Source organism: Nocardioides glacieisoli (genome assembly GCF_004137245.1).
Taxonomy (GTDB): Bacteria; Actinomycetota; Actinomycetes; order Propionibacteriales; family Nocardioidaceae; genus Nocardioides; species Nocardioides glacieisoli.
Map to the genome: position 1 here is coordinate 260,783 of NZ_SDWS01000007.1, position 24,406 is coordinate 285,188.

General features: G+C 71.7%; 24 protein-coding genes and 1 tRNA gene. 12 read left to right on the top strand and 13 right to left on the bottom strand.

Annotation, left to right across the window (positions count from 1 at the left end; translation table 11 throughout):
- Positions 1-47 precede the first annotated feature (47 nt).
- From EUA06_RS16330 to EUA06_RS16350, 5 genes are all read right to left on the bottom strand, one after another.
- On the bottom strand, positions 48-890 hold the full coding sequence (locus EUA06_RS16330; RefSeq protein ID WP_129477705.1) for a hypothetical protein: 843 nt from the start codon (positions 888-890) through the stop codon (positions 48-50).
- A complete protein-coding gene (locus tag EUA06_RS16335; protein ID WP_129477707.1) occupies positions 887-1,093 on the bottom strand; it encodes a hypothetical protein in 207 nt (68 codons plus the stop codon). The genes EUA06_RS16330 and EUA06_RS16335 overlap by 4 nt, the downstream gene beginning before the upstream one ends.
- 1 nt (position 1,094) lies before the next feature.
- Complete coding sequence (locus tag EUA06_RS16340; protein ID WP_129477709.1) at positions 1,095-2,327, bottom strand: C39 family peptidase; 1,233 nt, start codon at positions 2,325-2,327, stop codon at positions 1,095-1,097.
- 153 nt (positions 2,328-2,480) lie between these two features.
- Positions 2,481-2,556, bottom strand: a tRNA-Gly gene (locus EUA06_RS16345).
- A 27-nt stretch (positions 2,557-2,583) separates the two neighbouring features.
- Entirely contained in the window at positions 2,584-3,357 is a 774-nt protein-coding gene (locus tag EUA06_RS16350; protein ID WP_129477711.1) for an SGNH/GDSL hydrolase family protein, read from the bottom strand.
- Positions 3,358-3,413: 56 nt separating this feature from the next.
- Between EUA06_RS16350 and dcd the strand changes: the two genes are divergently transcribed.
- From dcd to EUA06_RS16380, 6 genes are all read left to right on the top strand, one after another.
- Positions 3,414-3,989: a dCTP deaminase gene (dcd, locus tag EUA06_RS16355; RefSeq protein WP_129477713.1), complete on the top strand. Its 576-nt coding sequence runs from the start codon at positions 3,414-3,416 to the stop codon at positions 3,987-3,989.
- Positions 3,990-4,090: 101 nt separating this feature from the next.
- Positions 4,091-5,143 carry an iron-siderophore ABC transporter substrate-binding protein gene (locus tag EUA06_RS16360; protein ID WP_129477715.1) on the top strand — a complete coding sequence of 351 codons (1,053 nt, stop codon included), beginning with the start codon at positions 4,091-4,093 and terminating at the stop codon, positions 5,141-5,143.
- 24 nt (positions 5,144-5,167) lie between these two features.
- Positions 5,168-6,184 carry a FecCD family ABC transporter permease gene (locus EUA06_RS16365; RefSeq protein WP_242498195.1) on the top strand — a complete coding sequence of 339 codons (1,017 nt, stop codon included), beginning with the start codon at positions 5,168-5,170 and terminating at the stop codon, positions 6,182-6,184.
- Positions 6,185-7,249, top strand: coding sequence for a FecCD family ABC transporter permease (locus tag EUA06_RS16370; RefSeq protein WP_242498196.1), 1,065 nt, complete (start codon positions 6,185-6,187; stop codon positions 7,247-7,249). It begins immediately after the preceding gene.
- On the top strand, positions 7,246-8,076 hold the full coding sequence (locus EUA06_RS16375; protein WP_129477717.1) for an ABC transporter ATP-binding protein: 831 nt from the start codon (positions 7,246-7,248) through the stop codon (positions 8,074-8,076). Before EUA06_RS16370 ends, EUA06_RS16375 begins: the two co-directional genes overlap by 4 nt.
- The gene (locus EUA06_RS16380; RefSeq protein WP_242498197.1) at positions 8,073-9,011 is read left to right on the top strand and encodes a siderophore-interacting protein; all 939 of its coding nucleotides are present in this window, start codon (positions 8,073-8,075) and stop codon (positions 9,009-9,011) included. Before EUA06_RS16375 ends, EUA06_RS16380 begins: the two co-directional genes overlap by 4 nt.
- A 242-nt stretch (positions 9,012-9,253) precedes the next feature.
- Here the strand turns inward: EUA06_RS16380 and EUA06_RS16385 are convergent, their stop codons facing one another.
- The 5 genes from EUA06_RS16385 to EUA06_RS16405 form a co-directional block, all read right to left on the bottom strand.
- Positions 9,254-10,087, bottom strand: a complete 834-nt coding sequence (locus EUA06_RS16385; RefSeq protein WP_129477719.1) for a DUF4097 family beta strand repeat-containing protein — start codon at positions 10,085-10,087, stop codon at positions 9,254-9,256.
- A gap of 104 nt (positions 10,088-10,191) precedes the next feature.
- Positions 10,192-10,743 (bottom strand): toxin-antitoxin system HicB family antitoxin, encoded by a 552-nt coding sequence (locus tag EUA06_RS16390; protein WP_129477721.1) that lies wholly within the window; start codon positions 10,741-10,743, stop codon positions 10,192-10,194.
- Between the two features lie 174 nt (positions 10,744-10,917).
- Positions 10,918-14,529, bottom strand: coding sequence for a heterodisulfide reductase-related iron-sulfur binding cluster (locus EUA06_RS16395; protein WP_129477723.1), 3,612 nt, complete (start codon positions 14,527-14,529; stop codon positions 10,918-10,920).
- Between the two features lie 128 nt (positions 14,530-14,657).
- Positions 14,658-14,957, bottom strand: a complete 300-nt coding sequence (locus tag EUA06_RS16400; RefSeq protein WP_129477725.1) for a hypothetical protein — start codon at positions 14,955-14,957, stop codon at positions 14,658-14,660.
- Positions 14,954-15,274 (bottom strand): WXG100 family type VII secretion target, encoded by a 321-nt coding sequence (locus EUA06_RS16405; protein ID WP_129477727.1) that lies wholly within the window; start codon positions 15,272-15,274, stop codon positions 14,954-14,956. The genes EUA06_RS16400 and EUA06_RS16405 overlap by 4 nt, the downstream gene beginning before the upstream one ends.
- Before the next feature lie 136 nt (positions 15,275-15,410).
- Between EUA06_RS16405 and EUA06_RS16410 the strand changes: the two genes are divergently transcribed.
- From EUA06_RS16410 to EUA06_RS16430, 5 genes are all read left to right on the top strand, one after another.
- Positions 15,411-15,734 (top strand): hypothetical protein, encoded by a 324-nt coding sequence (locus EUA06_RS16410; RefSeq protein WP_129477729.1) that lies wholly within the window; start codon positions 15,411-15,413, stop codon positions 15,732-15,734.
- Between the two features lies 1 nt (position 15,735).
- On the top strand, positions 15,736-17,457 hold the full coding sequence (locus tag EUA06_RS16415) for a putative T7SS-secreted protein (RefSeq protein WP_129477731.1): 1,722 nt from the start codon (positions 15,736-15,738) through the stop codon (positions 17,455-17,457).
- Between the two features lie 25 nt (positions 17,458-17,482).
- Positions 17,483-17,872, top strand: coding sequence for a hypothetical protein (locus EUA06_RS16420; RefSeq protein ID WP_129477733.1), 390 nt, complete (start codon positions 17,483-17,485; stop codon positions 17,870-17,872).
- Positions 17,869-18,699, top strand: a complete 831-nt coding sequence (locus EUA06_RS16425) for a hypothetical protein (protein ID WP_129477735.1) — start codon at positions 17,869-17,871, stop codon at positions 18,697-18,699. The genes EUA06_RS16420 and EUA06_RS16425 overlap by 4 nt, the downstream gene beginning before the upstream one ends.
- 79 nt (positions 18,700-18,778) lie before the next feature.
- Positions 18,779-19,747, top strand: a complete 969-nt coding sequence (locus EUA06_RS16430; RefSeq protein WP_129477737.1) for an ADP-ribosylglycohydrolase family protein — start codon at positions 18,779-18,781, stop codon at positions 19,745-19,747.
- A 2-nt stretch (positions 19,748-19,749) separates the two neighbouring features.
- Here the strand turns inward: EUA06_RS16430 and EUA06_RS16435 are convergent, their stop codons facing one another.
- A complete protein-coding gene (locus EUA06_RS16435) occupies positions 19,750-22,329 on the bottom strand; it encodes a peptidase (protein WP_129477739.1) in 2,580 nt (859 codons plus the stop codon).
- Between the two features lie 105 nt (positions 22,330-22,434).
- On the opposite strand from EUA06_RS16435, the gene EUA06_RS16440 reads away from it, so the two are divergent.
- Positions 22,435-22,983, top strand: a complete 549-nt coding sequence (locus tag EUA06_RS16440) for a class F sortase (RefSeq protein ID WP_129477741.1) — start codon at positions 22,435-22,437, stop codon at positions 22,981-22,983.
- Here the strand turns inward: EUA06_RS16440 and EUA06_RS16445 are convergent.
- A complete protein-coding gene (locus tag EUA06_RS16445) occupies positions 22,943-23,722 on the bottom strand; it encodes an IclR family transcriptional regulator (protein ID WP_129477743.1) in 780 nt (259 codons plus the stop codon). The genes EUA06_RS16440 and EUA06_RS16445 overlap by 41 nt on opposite strands.
- Before the next feature lie 43 nt (positions 23,723-23,765).
- Positions 23,766-24,392: a hypothetical protein gene (locus EUA06_RS16450; RefSeq protein ID WP_129477745.1), complete on the bottom strand. Its 627-nt coding sequence runs from the start codon at positions 24,390-24,392 to the stop codon at positions 23,766-23,768.
- Positions 24,393-24,406: the final 14 nt, after the last annotated feature.

Sequence of the window (24,406 nt, forward strand, 5' to 3'; positions counted from 1 at the left end):
GGTCGGGGAGAGCGTGCGGCGAGCCGCTTAAGGCGCGCTGAAGGCCGTCAGTCGACGGCCGCCCAGACGCTCTCGTCGCCCTCCTCGCCGTACGACGACAGGGTGAGCACCCCGCCGCCGCAGGTCGGTTCGCCGAGGAAGGCGTTGCCGGTGGACGCGGACTCGTAGGCGACCTCGAGCGTGTGGTCGGGGGTCCAGCGCATCAGCCGGGCAGGGTCGCCCGGACCCTGCGGGTCGCGGACGAAGAAGACGGAGTCGCCGCAGGGGAGTGCAGTCCCGGTCGTGCCGGGCCCGAGGTCGAGGAACGTCCCGTCGGCGGACGCGCGGAACACTGCCTCTTCCTGGCGTCGCGGCTTCGGCACCTCCGACCAGACGGCGCCGTCGGCGGTGGCCGCGACGTCCCACGCGACGCACTCCGTCGGGCCGTCGATCGGCTGTGGCAAGCCGGCCTCGAGCAGGTTGACGGTGCGGCAGGCCGGGCGCGAGTCGTCGAAGGTCATCATCCCGATGCCGTGCTCGCTCGCCGTGAGGTTCGAGAAGCCGGTGCGTGCCGGCGCGCACCAGCCGTCCTCGCCGTTGCTGTCGGCCAGTGCGCTGGTGGCCAGGCAGTAGGCCCGGTCGTCGCCGTAGGTCGGGTAGTAGAGGTCGCCGCCGGTGAGTGCCCAGGAGCCGCCGCTGGCGGGCTCGGGCCCGACGAGCTCGCTCCGCTCGCCGGTCGCGAGGTCGACCACGTCGACGTCGCTGGGGTCGGTCTCGGCGGTGTCCTGACGGACCACGACCGCCCAGCCCTCGCTCATCAGGAGCTCGGAGATCCGGCGGCCCGGCCCCGCCGCAATGGTGAGCTGGTTGCGGATGCCTGCCACGTCCGCGGTCGAGCGGTCCTCGCTCACGAGCCCTGCCAGTCGGGGCCGCGCACCTGGGTGCCGCTTGGCGCGCCGGCGTCCTGCCAGTCGAGCAGGTCGGTGGTGGGCTCGACGACCGACGGCTCGTCGATCGCGCCGCCACTCGGAGCAGGTCGGGCGCCGTCGACCGTGCCGTTGCAGCCGGTCAGCGCCATCGCGAGCGCCAGCGCGATCGTCGTACGAGCCCTCATGTCAGACGCCGAGGTTGTGCTGGAAGTGGTCGAGGTTGGCGCGGTAGGACTTGTAGGCGTTGCGCCACTGCACGCGCTCGATCGCCGGCTCGCTGGGGTCGAACCTCGACTGGTCCCACGGCTCGAAGTAGCCGATCTTGCGGTTGCCGTCGGGGTCCTGGTCGAAGCCGCGGCCGACCTGGAAGTGCCCGCTCGCGTCGTCGTCGAGGTAGGGGTAGAACTGCTTGTGCAGCACGGGGTGGAGGACGACCGGCGCGCGGTAGTCGGTGACGTGGCGCATCATCACGCGGTACCACTGCTTGAGGGTGAAGTCGCTGATGTCGAGCACGACGTAGGGGCCGGCGGCGGTCTCCTCGTCGTAGTCGGTCTTGTTGTTGATGACGCGCACCACGTCGGTGATCGCGGTGCCGGCGGACGTCGTCCCGAGGCGACGGGCCCAGTAGCCCTGGGTCTTCCGCTTGCCCTGCGAGCTCCAGCCGATGGCCTGCAGCGTCGCGGGGCCGCACCAGTAGGTCTGGTTCTGCGCCTTGGCGACCTTGCTGGTGAGGATCTTGTCCTTGATCGGGTACGACTCGCCGAACCCGCCGCGGGCGTCGATCCCCGACGACCCGGTCGTGACCTCGGGGTGCGCCTCGGCGAAGTCGTCGGGCAGCGGGACGCCCTGGATCTCGTGGCGCAGCATCCAGACCTTGCCGACGGACTGCGCGGCCATGGTGAGCTCGGCGCGCTCGGCCTCGGTGCGGGCCGCCGCGCTGAGGGCCTGGGTGCGCGCCAGTACGCCGTCCGCGTCGAGGTCGCCCGTGCGCTCGGCCCGCGCGCCGAAGGTGGGCGGCGTCTCGAGCCGGGCGGCCAGGCTCGCGCGCGACTGGTGGGTCCAGCCGAACCCGAGGCAGTAGCGCTGGCCGTCGAAGGTGGCGCAGCGGACGGACGCCCGCGCGGTCGCCGTACGACCCTGTGCCCGGTCGAGCCCGGCGCCCGCGGCCAGCACGCGCTCGATCTCCGCCTCCATCTCGGGCGTCACCTCGCCACGACCCGCCCGGCCGACGCTCCCGGTGGTCTCCGCCGTCTGGGTGATCGTGCCGCGCTCGTCGTCAACGTCGTCCGGGAGCAGCGGCACGGCCCCGAGGGTCAGCGCCAGCGTGGCCGCGGCGATCGTGGCCGGGTGCCGCCACAGCGGGCGGGAGGTGTCGTCCGAGGCGATGCGGTGGGCGATGAGGCGGGGAAGCACGGGCATGGGGAAGGCCTTCGATCCGAGAATGCGGACGCCTCACTGTCCTCTCTGGTCACACCAGGCGCAAGTTCCCCACGCGCCTCAGCCTCGATCGGGTCGAGTGCGCTTGGGGCAGTAGTCGCTGCAGCGCCTCGCACTCGACCTGCAGGCAAGAAGTGGAGCGGATGACGAGATTCGAACTCGCGACATCGACCTTGGGAAGGTCGCGCTCTACCAGCTGAGCTACATCCGCATGCCGTCCGTGGACGGCTCAGGAATGCTACCTGACCTGCAACTGCACCCTGGACAGTGCTGGATGCTTGGCGGAGACGGTGTCGCCCGAGGAGCGGCCGGTGATCCGGCGGTGCACCCACGGCACGAGGAACTCGCGGGTCCACTGCGCGTTCGCGGCCCAGGTCTCGCGGCGGCGGAGGACGGGCAGCGGCTCGAGCTCGACGGGCGGGATCGTGTGCGTCACGCCGATCGCGTCGAGCACGGCGCGTGCGATGTAGGTGTGGCCGAAGGAGTTGAGGTGCATCCGGTCGGTGTCCATCGCGGCGGTGATCTCGACCTCGCGCATCCGCCACATGTCGACGAGGGTCACGTCGTGGCGGTCGGCAATCTCGCGCACCCACTCGTTGAAGATCGCCATCCGCCCGCGCATCGGTCCGTAGATCCCGCCCGCGCCCGGGTCGTAGACGGTGAACATCACCACGCGCGCACCCGTGGCGACCAGGCGCGCGACCGCGGCGTCGTACGTCGCTGCGAGGGCGTCGATGTCGACCCGCGGCCGGAGCACGTCGTTGCCGCCGCCGTGGACGGTGATCAGGTCGGGCTCCAGCGCGATCGCCGCGTCGACCTGCTCGGCGACGATCGGCGCGAGCTTGCGGCCGCGGATCGCGAGGTTGGCGTAGCCGAAGTCGTCGGTCTGCGTCGCGAGCACCTCGGCGACGCGGTCGGCCCAGCCGCGCAGTCCGTTGGGGCGCGAGGGGTCGGGGTCGCCGACGCCCTCGGTGAACGAGTCGCCGAGGGCGACGTAGCGGTGGAAGGTCACCGATCCATTGTGGCGACCCGTTCCCCGGGGGAGAAAACGGCCGCTAGGTTGGCCGCGTGCTGCTCTCTGATCGCGACATCCTCGCTGAGATCGACGCCGGCCGGATCGCGCTGGACCCGTGGGACCCGCAGATGCTGCAGCCGTCGAGCATCGACGTACGCCTCGACCGGTTCTTCCGGGTCTTCGAGAACCACCGCTACCCCCACATCGACCCGGCCGCCGACCAGTCCGAGCTCACGCGGGAGGTCGAGCCGGAGGGCGACGAGCCGTTCATCCTGCACCCGGGCGAGTTCGTCCTCGGGTCGACGTACGAGGTGGTGTCGCTGCCCGACGACGTCGCCGCGCGCGTCGAGGGCAAGTCGTCGCTCGGCCGGCTGGGCCTGCTCACGCACGCGACCGCCGGCTTCGTCGACCCCGGCTTCTCCGGCCACGTGACCCTCGAGCTCGCCAACGTCGCGACGCTGCCGATCAAGCTCTACCCGGGGATGAAGATCGGCCAGTTCTGCTTCTTCCGGCTCTCCTCGCCGAGCCAGCACCCCTACGGCTCGGAGAAGTACGGCTCGCGCTACCAGGGCCAACGCGGACCGACGCCGAGCCGGTCCTTCCAGGGGTTCCACCGCACGGAGATCTAGTCCGGATCGTGGATTAGGACACACCCGCGTTGCGTTAATGCCGGTGGGCGTGGTTAGGCTGGCCTTACTTAGGTCACCCTCACCACCTCCACGGAGCATCGATGAAGCGCACGCTTGCCAGCCCTCTCGTCCTGGCCACCCTGCTGGTCGCCGCCCTCACCGGCTGCAGCACCGGATCGACCAGCGCCGACACGGCCGCCGAGCCGAAGGCCACCACCGAGGTGGAGGCCGACGCGTTCCCGGTCACGATCGAGCACGCGCTCGGCACCACGACGATCGAGGCGGAGCCCACCCGCGTCGTGGCGGTCGGCTACGCCGAGGCCGACTACCCGCTCTCGCTGGGCGTCGTCCCCGTCGGTGCGGACAAGATCGCGTACGCCGGCAACGAGAACGCGTCGTCCGACTGGTTCGACGAGGCGCTCGCCGAGATCGACGGCGCCGAGCAGCCGACCCGCTTCAGCACCACCGACGGCGTACCGGTCGACGAGATCGTCAAGCTCCAGCCCGACCTGGTGACGGCGACACAGTCCGGCATGACGCAGGAGGAGTACGACAAGCTCACCGAGGCCGGCATCCCCGTCGTCGCCTACCCCAACGCTCCCTACAACACCACGTGGCAGGAGTCGCTGGAGATGGTCGGCGAGGCGCTGGGTCGCAGCGACGTCGCGGACGAGCTGAAGGCCGAGACCGAGCAGGTCATCGCCGACACCGCCGCGGAGTTCCCGCAGCTCGAGGGCAAGACCTTCACCTTCGCCGGGCCCAACGCCGACCCGTCGTCGTTCTACGTCTACACCTCGATGGACAACCGGCCCCGCCTGCTCGCCGAGCTCGGCATGGTCAACTCGCCCCTCGTCGAGGAGCGCAGCGAGCCCGGCCAGTTCCTCTTCAACGTCTCCGCCGAGCGCACCGAGCAGCTCGACGCCGACGTGTTCCTCACCTACGCCACCTCCGAGGCCAACGTGAAGGAGCTCGCCGACGACCCGCTCTTCCAGCAGATCCCGGCCGTGGCCGACAACCGCTGGTACGCGACCGTCGAGCTCACCGAGGCCATCGGTCTCTCCGCGCCGTCGCCGCTGTCGATCCCGGTCGGCATGGAGCGCTACATCCCGCAGGTCGCCGCCGCTGTCGACGGCGACGGATCCACGCCGTCCTGACCGGGCAGGGCTGACCGAACGACGATGGCGATCACCACGACCCAGCTGCTGGACCGGCCGCGGAGCACCTCCGCGGCCGGCCCGGCGACGGCGTACGCCGTCATGCTCGGGCTGGTGGCGGTCGCCGCCGTCGCGTCGGTGCTCATCGGCTCGCGGACGATCTCGCCGACAGCGCTCCTCGAGGCCGGCCCGGACCGCACGGTGCTCGAGGTCCGCGCGGTCCGCACAGCACTCGGCGTCCTCGTCGGGGTGGCGCTCGGACTGGCCGGTGCGTGCATGCAGGGCCTGACGCGCAACCCGCTCGCCGACCCCGGCATCCTCGGCGTCAACGCCGGTGCCGCGCTCGCGATCGTGCTCGGCATCGCCTACCTCGGTGCGGGCGGGATGACGTCGTACGTCGTCCTCGCGCTGGTCGGTGCGGCGCTCGCCTCGGTCGCCGTCCACGCCATCGCGGGGATCGGTCGCGACGGCGCCACTCCTGCGAAGCTCACCGTGGCCGGGGCCGCGTTCGCCGCCGCGGCGAGCAGCTGGACCGTCGCCGTGCAGCTCGTCGACCAGACCGCGCTCGACGTGATGCGCCGCTGGCAGGTCGGCTCGATCGGCGGCCGGTCGTGGGACGTCGTCGTCTCGCTGGCTCCCGTCTTCGCTGTCGGCGTCGTCCTCGCGCTCGCCCTCAGCCGCACCCTCAACGCCCTCGCGCTCGGCGAGGAGATGGCCGCCGGGCTCGGCCGGCACACGACCCGTGACCGGGTCCTCGTGGGCCTGGCCATCGTCCTGCTCGCCGGCACCGCGACCGCCGCCGCCGGACCGATCGCCTTCGTCGGGCTCATCGTCCCCCACCTCGTACGCACCCGGACGGGGTCCGACCACCGCCACCTGCTCCCGCTGAGCGCGGGGTACGGCGCGGTGCTGGTGCTGCTCGCCGACACCGTCGGCCGGGTCGTCCTGCCGCCCTCGGAGGTGCAGGTCGGGATCATGACGGCCGTCGTCGGGGTGCCGTTCTTCCTGCTCCTCGTGCGCCGCGGACGGATGGGGCTCTAGATGAGTGCGCCGACGATGCCCGTGACGACGACCCTGCCCGATGAGCCCGAGGTCCGGCCCGACCTCCGCACCGCGACGCGGCGCCCTCGCCGTCGCCGCCGCCTCGTGATCGGCGGACTCGTGGTCGCGCTCGTGGCCGCGTTCGCGATCCGCGTGCTGCTCGGCGACTACACCTTCACCGTCCCCGACTTCTTCCGGATCCTCTTCGGCGAGCAGCTGCCGGTCTCGACCTTCATCCTGATGGAGAGCAAGCTCCCGCGGGCCGTGCTCGCGGTCCTCGTCGGGCTCGCGCTCGGGTCGGCGGGCTCGCTCTTCCAGATGCTGCTGCGCAACCCGCTGGCCAGCCCCGACATCGTCGGCGTCAGCCTCGGTGCCAGCGCCGCCGGCATCTTCGCGCTGCTGACCCTCGGCCTGCGCGACGGAGCGGTGTCGGCGTTCGCCGTCGTGGGCGCTGTCGCGGTCTCGGCCGTGGTGCGCTGGGTCGCCGGGACCACCGGGGGCTACCGCCTCGTCCTCACCGGCGTCGGCGTCGCGGCCGCGATGGTCTCGGTCGTGCAGTACCTCCTTGCGCGCTCCAGCACCTGGGACGTCCAGCTCGCCCTGCGGTGGCTCGTCGGCAGCCTCAACAACGTCCCGTGGTCGACCGTCGGCCTGCTGGCCGTGAGCCTCGCCGTGCTGCTGCCGACCCTCGCCGTGATGTCGCGCTCGCTCGAGGTGCTCGAGCTCGGCGACGAGGCAGCCGCCGGGCTCGGCGTCGGACGGCACCGGACCGACGCACTCCTGCTCGTGGGCGTGCTGCTGACCGCCGTCGCGGTCGCGGCCGCCGGGCCGGTGGCGTTCGTCGCCTTCATGTCCGGCCCGATCGCGCGCGCCCTGATGGGCGGACGGCACAGCCTGCTGGCCGGCGCCCTGGTCGGCGCGGTCCTCGTGCTGCTCGCCGATCACGTCGCGGCGTACCTCGTCCCCGACGTGGTGCTGCCCGTCGGCATCGTCACCGGAGCGGTTGGCGGACCGTTCCTGCTCTGGCTACTGGCGCGCGGCGCCGCGACCGGGAGGACCGGATGACCCACTCCACTGGCAGCAACAGGTTGCTCACCCAGGACCTGACCCTCGGCTACGGCGACCGGCAGGTCGTCCACGAGGTCAGCGTCGCGATCCCCGACGGCAAGGTCACCGTGGTCGTCGGTCCCAACGCGTGCGGCAAGTCCACGCTGCTCAAGGGCCTGGCCCGGCTCGTACGTCCGCAGGGCGGCGTCGTGCTGCTCGACGGCGAGGCGATCCACCGCCGGCCGACCAAGGAGGTCGCCAAGGTGCTCGGGCTGCTGCCACAGAACCCGATCGCACCCGAGGGCGTCGTCGTCGCCGACCTCGTCGGCCGCGGCCGGCACCCGCACCAGGGCGTCTTCACCCGCTGGACCGCCGAGGACCGGGCGGCCGTCGAGGAGGCGATGGCGCTCACCGACACCTTCGACCTCGCCGACCGGGCCGTCGACGAGCTGTCGGGCGGACAGCGCCAGCGCGTCTGGGTCGCGATGGCTCTCGCGCAAGGCACCGACCTGCTGCTGCTCGACGAGCCGACGACCTACCTCGACGTGGCGCACCAGGTCGAGATGCTCGACCTGCTCGTCGAGCTCAACGCCCGCCGCGGCACCACGATCGTGATGGTGCTGCACGACCTGAACCTCTCGGCCCGCTACGCCGACCACCTCGTCGCGCTCCACGCCGGCCGGATCGTGGCCGAGGGGACGCCGGCCGAGGTCGTCACCGAGGACGTCGTACGCACCGTCTTCGGCCTCGACAACCGGGTCATCGAGGACCCCGTCTCGCACACCCCGCTCGTGGTGCCCGTGGGCCGCCACGTCCCGCTCGCCCCTCTCCAGGAGAACCGATGACCGTGACCGCATCCACCCTGCCCATGCTCTTCACCGAGGTCGAGGTCGTCTCGATCGAGCGGCTCTCGCCGTCCTTCGCCCGGGTCGAGCTCGCCAGCCCGGAGCTCGCGGAGTTCGGCGTGGACGGTCCGCGCTGGGACCAGCGGATCAAGCTGATCTTCCCCGACCCGGTGACCGGCGGCATCACGTCGACCGAGGGTGCCGACGAGTCGTGGTGGGCCACCTGGCTCGAGCGCTCCTCGGAGGAGCGCGGCCACATGCGGACGTACACGATCCGCGACGTCCGCGGCTCGGGCGAGCACACGACCTTCGTCGTCGACATGGTGCTCCACCTCGACGGTGACCTCGTGGGGCCCGGCTCGACCTGGGCCTCGCGGGCGGTGGTCGGCGACCGCATCGTGCTGATGGCGCCGCGTCGCGGCTTCCCCTACGGCGGGATCGAGTTCACGCCGACGCCGGGCGCCGACCTGCTGCTGGTGGGTGACGAGACTGCCCTGCCGGCCATGTGCACCGTGCTCGAGCAGCTGCCCGACGACGCGCGAGGAGCAGTGTTCCTGGAGGTGCCGCACGCCGGTGACATCCAGGACGTACGCCGTCCCGCCGGGGTCTCGGTCACCTGGCTGGCCCGCGAGGACGCGGTCCTCGGCCAGCCCCTCCACGACGCGGTCGTCGCCCACCTGGGCATCCCGGGGGCCGAGGTCGAGGTGGCGGCCGACGAGGTCGACCCCGACCTGTGGGAGACGCCGACCTACTCCTCGTCCGGCGAGGAGGTGCCCGCCGACGTGACGGTGGTCGGCGGCACCTACGCCTGGATCGCGGGGGAGTCGAAGGTCGTGACCGGCCTGCGCCGGCACCTGGTGAACGAGCTCGGCTTCGACCGCCGGCAGGTCGCCTTCATGGGGTACTGGCGTCGCGGTGTCGCCATGAAGTCCTGATCTCTCGCGATTGACTGAGTCCCCGCACGTGCGGGGACTCTGTCACTCGGAGGCCTTTGCAACGGCCTACAAGTGTCGGACTCGCCCTCCCAGTCGGGCGGGCCAGTGTGGTTCAGCGGCGCTTGGGGGCGCGGGGCGAGTAGCGCACGCGCTCGGCGATGCGGTGGCGGGCGATGAGCTCGATGTCGGTGAGTGAGTCGAACACGGCCGTGCTCCTTCCTGTCTGAGGTGGCTGGCGGGGGTCAGCCCTGGTGGAGGGTGACGTCGCCCGAGGCGGTGGTGGCGCGGACCTCGAGGAACGGCTGGCCCTCGGCGGGCTCGCCCGTGCTGGGCAGCGAGGACGAGAGGCGGCCGCTCGCGGTGCGGACGTCGGTCCACACCGGCGTACCTCCTGCGACGCCGATGCTGACGTCGCCGCTCGCGGTCTTGGCGGTGATCCGGCCCGACGAGGCCCGGCCGATGACGAGGTCGCCCGAGCCGGTGGTGAAGACCACGTCGCCGTCGACGGCACCGACCTGGACGTCGCCCGAACCGGTCTTGACGGCGAGCTCGTCGGAGGCCTGCTCGACGCGTACGTCGCCGGAACCGGTCGTGATGACGACCTCGGAGTCGGCGCGGACGACCCTGATGTCGCCCGAGCCGGTCTTGATCCGGGCGTCGCCGGCGAGGTGCTCGGCGACCACGTCGCCGGACCCCGACTGCACGGAGGCGTCGCCGTCGACGACGTCGAGGGAGATGTCGCCCGAGCCCGCGTCGACGCGGGTGTCGGAGAAGCGGCCGTGCGTGACGACGTCGCTGCTGCCGACCTTGGCGCTGAGGCCACTGGCGACGGGCACCTCGACGACGATCTCGGCGCGGGCGTCCTTGCCGAAGATCCCGCCGCTGCGGTGCGGAGCGATGATCGCGATCCGGTCGCCCAGGTCGCGGACGTCGAACTCGTCGGCGCGCTCGCCGGTGATCCGGATCGTGGTCTGCGTGGTGTCGGTGGCGGTCACGTCGACGAGGCCGCGACCGTTCTCGACGTGCAGCACGATCGGCTCGGAGGTGTCGAAGGTGTGGTCGATCTGGTTGCTCATCGGGGTCTCCGGTTTCGGGTGTGTTCGTCTACCGGGCCGGCGAGTGCCGGTCCGCTGGGGCGGTGCGAGGGGCCGTCAGTCGTGACGGCGTGGGTCGAGTGGGATCAGAGCCAGCCGGTCATCCGGCGGTTGTTGCCCTTGCCCTGCCTGCGGTTGGCGGCGAAGGGGTCGTAGCCCACGAAGGGGACGCTGCTGAGGTCGATGTCGACGTTGATCGAGTGCTCGCTGCTCGCGCTGCGCACGACCCCGACGAGCCACGTGTTGAGGCTCTGCCCGGCGGCTGCGGCCTTCTCCTCGGCCCGTGCCTTGACGGCCTCCGGGATCCGGAGCGTGATGCGAGCCAGGTCGCCGTCCTCCTCCTCGGGCGGCGCCGGTGGTGCCGGCGGCGGGGGAGGCGCGGGCATCTCTGCCTGCGGCGCGATCTCGACGACGAAGTCCAGCTCGCGACCGTTGAGTCGTACGTCGACGCTGCCGTCGGGCAGCTCCGCGGTGATCTCGGCGGCCGCGTGGGAGATGGCCTCCATCAGGGCCAGCCGGGCGCTGGGGTCGAGCGCGAAGGCGAGCCGCTCGGCTGCCTGCTTGAGGTCGTCGCTGCCCGCCTCGGCCGCCGCGACGAGGTCGCGGCGCAGGGTGTCGACGTAGGGGGTGAGGTCCATGTGCACCACTCTGACATCACCGTGATGTCATGTCAATACCAAGCTGATGTCATCTGATGTCGGAGTGACATCGCGGCGCTGTCACCGCCTCTTTCGTGACCCCCGGCTGACCGGGGATCGCTGAACTTGTCGGCCCATGCACGGGCCGACAAGTTCAGCGAGTCCCTGACAAGGTCAGAGGTCGAAGAGGGAACCCGAGCCGCTGATGTCCGCGTCCGTGCGTGGCGTGTGGCCGGGCGACTCGGCAGCGGGGGCAGGCTTGACCGCCGGCTTCTCCTCGTCGGCTTCGTCGGCCTCGGCGCCCCCGTCGTCGTCGGAGTCGAGGATCGTGTCGGGTTCCTCGGTCTTCGCGGAGTCGGGCTCGGGGCTCGACTCCGCTGCCGGCTCCTCGGCTGCGGGGGCGTCGCCGTCCTCCGGCTCGGCGAACAGCGCTGCCTTGCTCAGGTCGGCACCGCTCGGAGGCGCGCTCGGAGCCGAGTCGCGCTCCGGCTCGGGCTCACTGGGCGTTGAGTCGCTGGGAGACTCAACGTCCACGGGCGCCTCGGGCTCGGACTCTGGCTCTGGCTCTGGCTCGCTGGGCGCTGAGTCGCTGGGTGACTCAACAGCCGCGGGCGACTCTGGCTCGGGCTCTGCCTTGGGCTCGCTGGGCATTGAGTCGCTGGGAGACTCAACGGCTGCCGGCGTCTCGATGTCGAACAGCGAGCCGACGCTCGACAGGTCCACGTCCGTCGCTGGCGCCGACGTCGTACCGCTCGAGGCGGCGGCCGGCTCGGGCTCGCTGGACGTTGAGTCGCTGGGAGACTCAACGTCCACCGGCGCCTCGGGCTCGGGCTCGCTGGACGTTGAGTCGCTGGGAGACTCACCGGCCACTGCCGGCTCGGGCTCCTCCTCGGCGGGGGCCCCGGCGGCGGGTGCGGGGGCCTCGATGTCGAAGAGGGATCCGCTGCCCAGGTCGGCCTGCTGCGTCGGTGCTGCCGGCTCGGTCGGCTTTGAGTCGCTGGGAGACTCAACGGCCACTGCCGCCTCGGGCTCGGGATCCGGCTCCGGCTCCGGCTCAGCCGTGGTGTCAGCGGACTCGGTCGGCTCGGGGGCGGCGATGTCGAAGAGCGAGCCGCCGGTGCCCAGGTCGGTCGTCGCGGCGGGCTTCTCCTCGGCGACCGGCTCGGCGGGTGCCTCGTCCTTCGGGGGCTCGGGCTCGGCGGCGGGCGCCGGCTCGGGCTCCGGGGTGCCGACGTCGAAGAGCGAACCGCTGCTGCCCAGGTCGGTCGCAGCGGGCTTCTCCTCGGCGACGGGCCCGGCCGGGTCCTCGTCCTGAGGCGCCTCAGCAGCAGGTGCCGGCTCCGGCTCCGATCCGCCGAGGTCGAACAGCGACCCGCCGGCGGCAGGCTCAGCGGCAGCCTCGGCCTCGGGAGCGGGCGTGTCGAAGAGCGACGTACCTCCCGACGCCTTCGCGGCGGGTCCGGCGTCGGCGGTCTCGGTGACGGTGTCCTCGGTGATCGTGACGTCGCCGGCCTCCGGCTCGTCCTTGGTCGCGACGTCCCCCGAGGAGGCGGAGGAGGCAGCCCCGGCGGCAGGAGCGGCGGCAGCCGCAGCGGGAGCAGCGGCGGGCGCGGCCTTGGTGGCTTGCTCGCCCTTCACCGACGCGAGCAGCATCTGGGCGACGTCGAGGACCTCGACCTCCTCGCGGGCATCGCCGCTGGCCTGCTGGGAGGTCAGGCCGTCGGAGAGCATCACGCGGCAGAACGGGCAGCCGACCGCGATCTGGTCGGCACCGGTGCCGACGGCCTCACGGGTGCGGTTCATGTTGATCCGCTCGCCGAGGTTCTCCTCCATCCACATGCGCGCGCCACCGGCGCCGCAGCAGAAGGACCGCTCGGAGTTGCGCTCCATCTCGATGACCTCGGCGCCGGGCAGCACCTGGAGCAGCTCGCGCGGCGGGGAGTAGACCTCGTTGTGGCGACCGAGGTAGCACGGGTCGTGGTAGGTGATCGAGCGCTTCGCGGCGCCCGCGCCTTCCTTGACCGGGGTGAGCTTGCCCTCGCGCACGAGGCGGTTGAGCAGCTGCGTGTGGTGGACGACCTCGAGCTCGATGCCGAAGTCCTTGTACTCGTTCTTCAGCGTGTTGAAGCAGTGGGCGCAGGTCGAGACGACCTTCTTGACCTTGTACTCCTTGAAGGTCTCGACGTTCTGCTGCGCGAGGCCCTGGAAGACGAACTCGTTGCCGGCGCGACGGGCCGGGTCACCGGTGCAGGTCTCGCCGTTGCCGAGCACGCCGAAGGAGATCCCCGCCATGTCGAGCAGCTCGGCGACCGCGCGGGTCGTCTTCTTCGCGCGGTCCTCGTACGCCCCCGCGCACCCGACCCAGAACAGCCAGTCCACCGACTCGAGGGACTCCAGGTCCTCCCCGACGACCGGCACGTCGAAGTCGAGGCCCTTGGCCCAGTCCATTCGGGCGGACGCGGACATGTTCCACGGGTTGCCCTTGTTCTCCAGGCCCTTGAAGAGCTGGTTGAGCTCGGCGGGGAAGTTCGACTCGACGAGCAGCTGGTAGCGCCGCATGTCCATGATGTGGTCGACGTGCTCGATGTCGACGGGGCACTGCTGGACGCAAGCGCCGCACGAGGTGCAGCTCCACAGCACGTCCTCGTCGATGACGAAGGGCGCGTCCTCGGGGTTGTAGAAGTAGTCGAGGACGTCGGTGCCGGCGCCGGCCGACTCGCCCTTCGTGCCGGAGCCGACCAGGGCGCGCTCGGCGTGGCCCTCGACCCCGTCGTGCTTGGCGTAGGTGTGGTCGCGGAGCGCGGTGATGAGCAGCTTGGGCGAGAGCGGCTTCTCGGTGTTCCAGGCCGGGCACTGCGACTGGCAGCGGCCGCACTCGGTGCAGGTCGTGAAGTCGAGGATGCCCTTCCACGAGAAGTCCTCGGCCTTGCCGACGCCGAGCACCGAGTCCTCGTCGAGGTCGTCGATGTCGTCGAGGGTGATCGGCTTGCCGGCGGACGTGAGCGGCTTCATCGCGCCGAGCGCGGTGGTGCCGTCGGCCTCGCGCTTGAAGTAGATGTTGAACCACGCGGTGAACCGGTGCCAGGCGATGCCCATGGTGATGTTGCGGGCGATCACCATCAGCCAGATCATCGCGAGCGCGATCTTGAAGGCCGCGATGGCGTAGATGACGTTGTAGAGCGTCTCGGGGTCGTTGGAGTAGAACGCGTCGCCGATCCACGACGCGATCGGGTAGTGGCTGCGCCCGGCGTCCTCGTCGAGCTTCCACTCCGCGGCACGCACGAACAGGATCGCGCCACCCTCGAGGAGGGCGAGCGCCTCGACGAAGTAGGCCTGCCAGAAGTTCGAGCCGAAGAACCGGCTCTTGCGTCCCTCGCTGCGCGGGTGGTGCCTCTGGCGGTAGACGATCAGGTAGACGATGCCGACGGTGCTCAGCAGGCCGATCAGCTCACTGAACCACTCGTAGGGGTACCAGTGACCGATGAGCGGCCAGGCGAACGACGGCTCGAAGAGCTGGAAGTACGCCGCCAGCACGGCCGTGCTGAGGAACAGGAACGCCGCGTAGACGAACCAGTGCATGATGCCGACCCAGTGCCACTGGAGCATCCGAGTGTGGAGGAACGTCTCCTTGAGCATCGTGACCGCGCGGCCCGACGGGTTCTCGCCGCGGCTGGTGTCGGGTTGACCGCTGCGGATCACGCCCAGCATGCGTCGTACGGCCGGCACCAGCATCGCCACGGCGGCGACGGTGAGGGCGAACGAGACGACGATCGCGAACATCTGCATGAAGGGCTGCTCCTCGAATCGGGCGTGCTGAGCCGGAGCATATGACCGCCTTGCGTGCCGGCGGCAGGGCTCCTGCCAGTGAGAAAGAGCCTACCCGCAGGTAACTTGCGCGCGCGAGGAGACGTGCGTCAGTTCACGATGGCGACGTTCTCGACCTCGATCTCGCGGGCGTCCTCGCGGTAGGTCGCGAGCCTGGACCTCACCTGGTCCAGCGCCTCGGTGAGCTTCGTGACTCCGTCGCGCAGCTTCTGCTGGTGCTCGGCGTGCACTAGGTGCGACTCGCTGGTCTCGTCCCAGCCGGGCGTGAGCGTCTCGACCTGCTCGAGGAGGTCGGTGATCTGGGTGGTGATGGCGGTCGTGGCGTCGGCCAGCGCGGTCTCCATCGTCGACAGGGCGCCCTGGTGCACGACCAGCCCGCGCTCGCTCATCGGGGTCCCCCGCCGAGGCGGTCGGCCAGCTGTCCGGCCCGCTCGGCCTGCACGACGTCGTTGGTCTGGTGCTCCTGCGCGAGGTACATGAGGCTCTGGGCGTAGCCGTCGAGGACGGGGCCGAGGGTGATGGCGACGTCGAACCACTCGTTGACCGCCTCGCCGAACCCGGCGGCCGCCTGGCCCTTGAAACCTGCGCCGGCCTCGGTCGAGATGATCGCGCCGAGGTCGCTCAGCGTCGTCTGCAGCGGCTCGATCGCGTCGGCGACCGCCTGCGCAGCGGCCTGCATCTCGGCGTACACAAGTCCGACGGCCACGGCCGCCCCCTCTCCGTCAGGTCTCCGGATTCCTCACTGGCGAGGAGCCCCTACCCGCGCGGGACGCTCTTCACACCGACGTGACTGCAGGAGTTGTCGCGGTTTGGGCGAGCGCGTCGTGGGGAATCGAGGAGCCATGCCGTCCTACGACTACGAAGTCGACCTCGAGAGCATGGGCAAGGCTGCCCAGGGGCTCAACGAGACGCTCCAGCTCTTCAAGGACAAGGACGTCGAGGACCTGGTCCCGTCCAGGAGTGACGTGGGCAGCGACGTCGTCTGGAACGCGATCGACGAGTTCGAGGGTCGCTGGGAGGAGGGCGTCAACAACCTCTGCCAGGACGTCGAGGAGATGGCTGGGCGCCTCGGCAAGATCGCGATGAACTACTTCGAGACCGACAAGGCCGGGTACGACGCCCTCTCGGCGCTCAAGGGCACCATCGCCGCGGTCAAGGTGCTGTGACGTGCCGGACTTCGAGGTCGAGGGCAACCCCGGCAACATCCGCGCCAAGGTCGTCACGATGGAGCAGAAGGGCCAGCTCTTCTACGACACCGGCGACGCGCTGTCGAAGATCGACGTGTCCGGCTGGACCGGCCGTGCCGCCGACGAGTTCCGCGAGGCGCACGACCTCGAGCCCGAACGCTGGATCCAGTCGGGCAACGGCTTCAAGAAGGCCGCGGCGGGACTGACGACGTACGCCGGTGCGCTCGAGGACGGGCAGCGCCGGGCGGGAGAGGCCAAGGCGGAGTACGAGCGCGGGCAGCGCGAGTCGGAGAGCGCGCGCACCCAGTACGACTCCTACATGGGCCGGATGCGCACCTACTGGGCCAGCGGCGGCACCGACCAGGCCGAGCCGTTCGTCGACTGGGGCGACCCGATCCAGCAGGAGGCACTGCGGGCGATGCAGGCCGTTCGCGCGGACCTCGACAACGCCGCGGCCGTCTGCGCCGGGCAGGTGAAGGCAGGGTGCGCCGACGCGCCGGAGGAACCCAACTGGCTCGAGTCGGGGCTGAAGTTCGTCGGCGGGATCTTCGAGGGGGCCGGCGAGGCCGTCTGGGACCTGTTGACGATGACGCCCTTCAGCCCGGTCAACCTCGTGATCGACCACTACAAGCTCGCGACGGGCGACATCACGCCCGAGGAGCTGATGACCAAGTACGAGCTCTCGGCCGAGAACGCGTGGACGATGGCCCAAGGCATCTACACCGGCCTGACGACCGACCCGGTCGGCTTCGGAAAGGAGCTCGGCAAGAGCCTGCTCGACTGGGACACCTGGGCCGACGACCCGGCCCGGGCGATCGGACACCTCGTGCCCGACGCCATCGTCGCCGTCGCGACCGCCGGCACCGGCGCCCTCGCCACCCGCGGCGTCAAGGGTGGCCTGGACGCGATCGACGCCCTCGGTGACATGAGCAAGCTCCGACACCTCGACGACCTGGGCGACCTGCGGCACCTCGACGACCTCGGTGACGGCTCGCGGATCTACTCGATGATGGACGACGTCCCGCACCGCTCGGCCTTCTCGCCCGAGCAGCTCGGCCGCAGCCAGGTCACCGACGACCTCCTCTCCAGCCACGGCCTCACCCGCGACCAGGCGATCGACCTCATCAACAAGCCCGTCTCGCAGCTGACGCCGGACGAGTGGCGCACGATGCGCGCGCTCGAGGGCGACATCGTCAAGCCCGACGCCAGCACGGTGATGCAGAAGGTCATCTCGCCCGAGATGGCCGACCGCTACATCATGGGACGCGACCCCGACTTCAACGTCAACGAGGTCCGCGGTTCGGTGACGCGTGCCGACGACACCAGCCAGCTGACGACGCCCGGGCAGATCCACGACGGCCTGCGGCTCGACTACGACGGCACCACGTTCCGGCCCGACGACGACAGCACCCACCTGATCCGCTTCGCCACGGACGACCCCCGCTTCGAGTCCCCGCTCCGGTCGGAGATGGGCCAGACGACGCAGGGCAGCTACGACGGCTGGAAGGACCCGTTCACCGGCAACGGCTTCACCAAGTCCGGCGACGACATCATCCCGGAGTACCAGTCCTACCCCGACGCCGCCGGCAACGCGGGTGTGCCGATGAGGGACGGTGCGGAGATGTGGGAGGTTCTCCCCGACGGGAACCAGCGCCTGACGGCCGTGCTGCGCGACGGCGAGTGGATCCCGCAGGGCAACTAGTGGCGGACGACCGAGGAGCGACGACGTGCAGGTGAGCCACGCCGAGGGCGAGTACCGCGGCAGGCGCTACGAGCTGCTGTTCCACGGGGACGGCTGGCGCGCGCTGGCGCACGGCGGTGCCCCTGAAGGCGAGTTCCCGGACGCCCTCGAGTTCGGCTCCAACAGCCGCGGGGAGTGGGTGAAGCTGCCCACCGCGCAGGTGACGTGGTGGCGCGTGGGCGTCAGCGCCGTGTGGAAGGGTGAGCGGGTGGCGGTCGTCGGGAGCGAGCACGACGACACGGTGGGCGTGACGACGACCGATCCTCGTCGGGCAGCCAGGCTCGGGATCCCGGGCGACCAGCACCAGGGGTGGCTCGGGCGTGCGCCGGTCGCCGAGCTGAGCGACGTCGAGGTGTCCGAGGAGAAGGTGTCATGACCAGCAACGATCCCGACCGGCTCGTGCTGCAGAAGCTGCTCACGGCAGACCTGGGCAAGGCCATCGTCGAGGACGGCTACGACCACGTCGGCGGCATCGTCGTGAGCGCGGCCGACGCGGTCACGCTCGACACCCCCGACCGCCTGCTCGCCGCCTACGGGTTCGAGGCCAGCGGCCAGGAGTACGTCGACGTGGTGCGCTTCGCGGCGCCGCCGCTCGCCCGGCTCGAGCGCCCGTCCGCCGAGGAGCGGTCCTGGCCGACGTACCCCACCGGTTTCCTGCGCGCGGACGCCGTCGTCCCGGTGTGGGAGCTCGCCCGCACCCGCTACTCCTACGGTGCGGAGTACTGGCGGATCCGCTCCGACGGCGAGCAGAAGTGCCTGTCGGCCTACCAGGGGGCAGCGCGAGGCTGGCGTGGCGCGCAGGGCTGGAGACCGTGGAGCCCGCTGGTCGGGCCGCGCGCCCGGTGGCGCGGTGCGGAGCTCGTCGCCGACGTGGTCGGCGACGGCGTTCTGGTGAGCGCGGCGGCCGATGCCGGGCCGGAGGGCTGGGAGCAGGTGCGGCCGGGAGTCTGGACCGCGGCGCTGCCGCTGCAGGAGTGCGAGATCTTCGAGGTCGTCCTGACGGCGACCTGGCGCGACGTCCCGGTCCGTGTGCTGCGGTCCGACGGCACCACCAGCCACCTGCTGGTCCTGTCCGATGACGAGGAGCAGGCCCTGTCCGTCGGGGCGAACCTCGTCGAGCCGGGCGTCTACGAGGCCACGGCGCCGACCGATGAGCTGGTCGATGTGCAGGGTGTCACCAACGAGCTCGACGCGGCCGGATGATCGGAGCGGCGATGGTCTCTGACCTGACGCACGTCGAGGAGCGAGTGACCTCCCTCCACCCGAGGAGCCGCGAGGCGCGATGACGGTCCAGCCGCAGGGTGGGACGACCGACCGCGTCGAGGGCACGCTGCTCGGCGGGGCGTGCGGCGACGCGCTCGGGGTGCCGTACGAGTTCGGGTCGGCGCCGCTGGCCGCGGGCGAGGTCCCGCGGATGATCGGCGGCGGGCTCGGCCCCTACGCTCCCGGCGAGTGGAGCGACGACACCCAGATGGCCGTGGTCATCGCCCGGGTTGCTGCCGAGGGTGGCCTCGGCGACGGGGCCGCGCTCGACGCGGTCGTCGAGGGCTGGACCGACTGGCTGCGCGGCGGTGCCTCGGACGTCGGCAACCAGACCCGGGCGGTGCTGGGCGAGGTCGCCGCGGGGTCGCGCTCCACGCCGGCGGAGGACGCCCGGCTGGCGTCGTACGGCCTGCACGCCCGGACCGGTCACACCGCCGGCAACGGCTCGCTGATGCGCACGGCGCCGGTGGCCCTCGCGTTCCTCGACGACCCCGCGGCCCTCACCGAGCGGGCGCGCGCGATCTCGGGGCTGACCCATGCGGACCCCCTCGCCGGCGACGCGTGCGTGCTGTGGTGCCACGCGATCCGCGTCGCCGTGCTCGACGGGGTCGTGCCGGACCTCGCGGACCTGGTCGCCGAGCTCCCGGCCGAGCGCCGGGACCGGTGGGCCGGCTGGGTCGCCGACGCCGAGAACGGCCACCCCGCTGACTTCGCCCCCAACGGCTTCGTCGTCACCGCCCTCCAGGCCGCGTGGAGCGCGATCCGGCACCCGTGGCCGGATGACTCACCGACGGTCGGCGGTCTGGTTGCCGCAGTGCACGCGGGCAACGACACGGACACGGTGGCCGCGATCGCCGGGGCGGTGCTGGGTGCCGCGCACGGCGCGACGTCACTCCCGCAGCAGTGGCTGGACGACGTGCACGGCTGGCCCGGCCTGCGGGCCGACGACCTGCGCGACCTCGCTCGCCGGGTGTCCCGCCGGCGCTGACGTCACCCCCGGCGCACCCCGGTCACCTTGCCCTTGCCCGACAGCTCGACCGTCATCAGCACCCGCTGCTTGCCCGGCTTCTTCGCGCAGTAGGTGAACGTCCGACCCAGCCGCTGCCACGGCTGCCCGACCCGCTGCATCAGCGCCCTGGCCCGCAGGCCGGTGTCCGCGGCCCGGGTGAAGGCCCGCACGGACTTCCGCAGCGCGGGGTTGCGGCACGAGTCGGGCGCGATGCCCCACGAGCGCTCCCACGTCTGGAGGTAGGCCTCGGCGCCGCGGCCCAGGTCGGCACCGAGCGCAGACCCGTCGGCGCCGGCCACGTGCTGGACGTCCTCCACCCAGTCGGCGTACATCCCGTAGTGGGCGACGCCGTCGGTGTTGATGTCGAAGACCCGCTCACCGCTGCGCTGCTGGCTGATCGTGACTCCGTCGAGACCGGTGAAGGGGTACGTCACCGGGTCGGGCGCGCCGGCGCCGCGCGGGTCGCCCTGGGCGCCGAAGCCGTTCATGTCCGAGCCGAACCCGAACCCGAAGTAGAACCTCTTGTCGGTCCAGCCGAGGTGCTGGCGCCACTTCTCCACGAAGCCGGTCGAGTCACCGGCGTAGGGCGCGACGAACCCGCCGAGGCGGTAGATGCGCGGGTAGGCGTCGGGGGTCGACCACGAGTGCGAGGACACGACGCCGACCGGACGACCGGCCGCCTGCTGCTGCTCGAGGTAGTCGAGGGCGGCGTTGCGTCCGGCGACGCTCATGTGGTCGGGGTCGAAGAGGATCTTCTGGTCGATCATCGCCGACAGCAGCCGCTGTCCCAGTGGGCTGAGGCCGAGCTGGTTGCAGTGCGGACCCTTCGGGTAGATCGGCGCGGGCTGGACGCCGAGGTCGCCGAAGAGCTTCCAGATGGCGCCGAAGATCGCGTCCTGCTGTGCCGCATCGTGGGGAGGGGTGCCCTGTGCACCCGCTCCGGTGAGGTCGCCGAGGTTGGGCGACTGGAGCCGGTCCTCGGTGCCGGGGGCGTACGTCGTGGGGCAGGTCTGCATGCGTAGGAACGATCCGGTGCTGAGGAAGTTGGCGCTGTTGGTCAGCGGGCCGATCGTCCCGGCGTCGCCGGCCACGCCGGTGAAGGCGTTGTCGAACTTGTTGGTCAGCTCCATCTGGCTGACGCCGAGCTTCTTCATCTCGGCGAGCTCGGCCAGCATCTGCTCCTCGGTGCAGGTCGGGCGCCCGAGCTGCACGTTGCACCCCAGCGGGACCGACGTCTCCATGCCCATCACCACCGCGAGCTTGCCGGCGTTGATCACCTTGCGGGCCTCGAAGGGGCTGGTGACGATGCGGTACCAGCCGCGGCCGGGGCCGCCGTACTGCGCGTCGATGTAGTCCTGCATCGCCCGCATGTCCTGGGCCTGGAGGCGCACGGAGTCGCGGTCGTCGCACGAGTTCTTCTTGAGCGGGTAGACCGTGCAGAGGATGTGGTTCTCGGTGAGCAGGCTGGTGTGGATGCGCAGCCCCGCACGCCACGAGCGCTCGAGCCACTTGTAGTAGACCTGCTGGTGCGTCAGGGAGTGCGGGTTGGGCCAGTAGGAGAACGTCGGCCAGCCCACCGGGTCGTGCCCGCTGCCGGGCGTGTTGCCGGACAGGACGTCCTCGAGCGCGGCGCCGCGGCCGTCGGCGAGCTGGTGGTCGGGGCAGTCGACGAGCGCGGCGGCAGCGCCGTACTTGTGGAACGGCGGGCTGCAGATCACCCGGCCGCCGAGGAACTCGTGGGTCTGGCCGTGGACGTGCGGGTCGACGTAGCCGCGGACCTCCTGGTAGCCCGTGACGCCGCCGAACGGACGTCCGCTGACGTTGGTCTCGACCTCGGGGAACGCCGTGCACCCGGTCGTGCGGCGCAGCGCGAACGGCTCGGCCGTGCCGGTCGCGAACCCGCTGCGCAGGGCCCGACCGTCGGCGAGGGTGAAGGTGAAGCGGCCCCTGCCCGTCTGCCGGACCGTCCAGTCCGACTCCGGCGACGGCGCCGCTGCCCAGGCCGCGCCACCGGAGGCGGCAGCGGCGAGGAACGTCCGGTCGGGCGCGTAGAGGAGGTAGCTGCCGAGGCCGGTGGCCTGGAAGGTGAGGGGCTGCCCGCCGAGGGAGTAGCAGCCGCCGGCCATGGCGTACACGCTCTCGGGCACCCGCTGCCGCTTGCTCCGCAGGGGGACGCCGACCAGGCGCGGCTCCCGCTGCGTGCGCTGCATGGCGACGCGAGCGCGGCTCGCCGCGCGCTGGGCCGGGGTGGTGCGGTCGGGGGCGGCGGCCGCCTCGCCGCTGCGGCTGATGGCGTTCTTGGTGGTCGGGTCGTCGTGGACGTGACCGTGCCCGTCGTCCGCGACGGGGGTGATCCCGCCCGACCCGGTGCCCGGGTGGGTGTGTGGCCGGCGCTCGGCCACGACCTCGGCCCGCTGCCGTGCCTGGGCGTCGTACGTCGACGTCAGGTTGGGCGCCCCGCCCCCGACCGGGGCCGCGGTCAGCATCCCGCCGACCACCAGTCCGCCCGAGGCCAGGAGGGAGAGGAGCAGGCGGTGCGCGTGGCGGGGCGTCTGGGTCACGGCGGTCCTCGAGTCACGTCGGCGTGTGGGTGCGTCAGGGGTGCAACGAACCTCGCCCCTGCCGGGTCACGTGGCGACCGTTCGGCCCGGGCGTAGCCTCGGGTCGTGCGCAGGTGTCTGACCACGGTGGTGCTGGCGATGATCGCTGCCGTGCTTGTCCCCGTGTCGGCTGTCGCGCCGGCGGGGGCCCGTCCCGCGTCCGACGGGCGCGCGTCCGCTGCGATGCTCGGCCGGCTGTCGATCCCCGCCATCGGCGTCGACGCGGGGATCATCCCCGTCGGCGTCACGGACCGGGGTGAGCTCGCGATCGGCCGCAGCGTCCGCGACGTCTACCGCTGGCGTGACGGTGTCGTCCCGGGTCAGGACGGCAGCGCCGTGCTCGCCGGCCACACCTGGTCGAAGGGACCCGGCGTCTTCGACCGGCTCGGTCGGCTGGAGGTCGGGGACCGGGTCGCCGTCGGCCGGAACCGCTTCGAGGTGACGCGCGTGCGCCGGGTGACGCACCTGTCGAGGAGCGAGGTGGCTGCGCTCTTCTCCGACCGCGGCCCGGCCCGGCTCGTCCTCATCACCTGCGGTGACCGCGACAACACGACCGGCGTCTACCGCACCCGGATCATCGTCGAAGCGCGGATGTCCCGGCCGGTCCGCCGCTGACCCTGCGCGTCAGGCGCTCGGCCGTGGCGGTGACGGCGGCGGCGATCGCCGTGACGTCGGTCGACTCGTCGCTGGGGAAGGTCACCGCGACCCCGGCGACCGGGTGGGCGTTGTGGTCGAGCACGGCCGCGGCGACGCTCTGCAGGCCCGGCGTCACCTCCCCGTCCTCGCTCGCGTGCCCTCGCTGACGGGTCTCGCCGAGGAGGGAGCGCAGCGCGCTCAACGAGGCCGGTCCCTTGCCGTGGCGGTCGACGAACGCGCTCCGGTCGGGGTAGAGCGCGCGCACCTGGCTGGCCGGCAGCGCCGCCAGGATGGTGCGTCCCGACGCGGTGAGATGGGCCGGGAGTCGTACGCCGACGTCGGTCACCAGCGGTGGTCGACCGGGCGCGCGCTCCTCGATGACGTAGAGGACGTCGCGGCCGTGGAGCACGGCGAGGTGGGCGCCGTGCCCGGTGCGGTCGACCAGCTCGGCGAGCGGCCTCCGGGCCAGCCGGGCCAGCGGCTCCTGGCGGGTGAAGCCGCTGCCCACCTCGAACGCCGCGACGCCGAGGCCGTAGCGGTGCTCGTCGGGCAGGTGCACGACGAAGCCCTCGTCGATCATCGTGTTGAGCAGGTGGTACGCCGTGCTCCGCGGGAGGTCGCACGCCCGCATCACCCGGTCGAGCGGCACCGGGTCGGCCTGCGTGGCCAGGAACCGCAGCACCCGCAGGGTGCGGGTGGCGGCGGGTACCTGGCTCACGACGTCATGCGGGGTTGGGTCGGGGGCTTGTCCGGAGTGGTCGTCAGGCCTTGTCGGAGTCCTTGCGGGTGAACCAGCCGCCACCGTCGTCGGTCTTCTCGATCGGCTTGCCCGGCATCTCCTGGGCACCGCGCGTGCGCTGCGGGAGGCCCGGGGTCCTCGCCTGCTCGTCGGCGGTGGTCGGCTGCTCCGGCGCGGTCTCGTGCGTGGTCTCGGGCGCGGCCTCGGGGGTGGTCTCGTGCGTGGTCTCGTGGCTGGTCTCGGGCGCGCGGTTGGCCTCCGACGGCGGGGTGGGCTGCTGGTCGACGCTGCCCGGCACCTGCGGGGAGTAGTCGTCCGACCGGTGGTCCACGCGGGGGTCGAGGCGGTCGGCGTCGCGCACCTGCGCCTCGTGCTCGGCCTCGACCTGCTGGGCGGCGACCTGTGCCTCGCGGGCCTCGGCCTCGGCCCGCTCGGCCTGCAGCCGTGCTTCCTCGGCCTTCCGCTCCGCCTCGGCCGCGTCCTGCTGGGCCGGCGCGATCGTGGTCTGGGCCTGGGACGCGGCCTGGCCGCGCAGCTCCTCGGCGTGGGCGATCTTGGCGTCCTTGTTGCGCTTGTTGATGAGGAGGGCCGCGACCGCGGCCACGACCAGGACGACGACGATGATGATGACGATGGTGGTGGTGGTCACGAGAATCCTTCTTC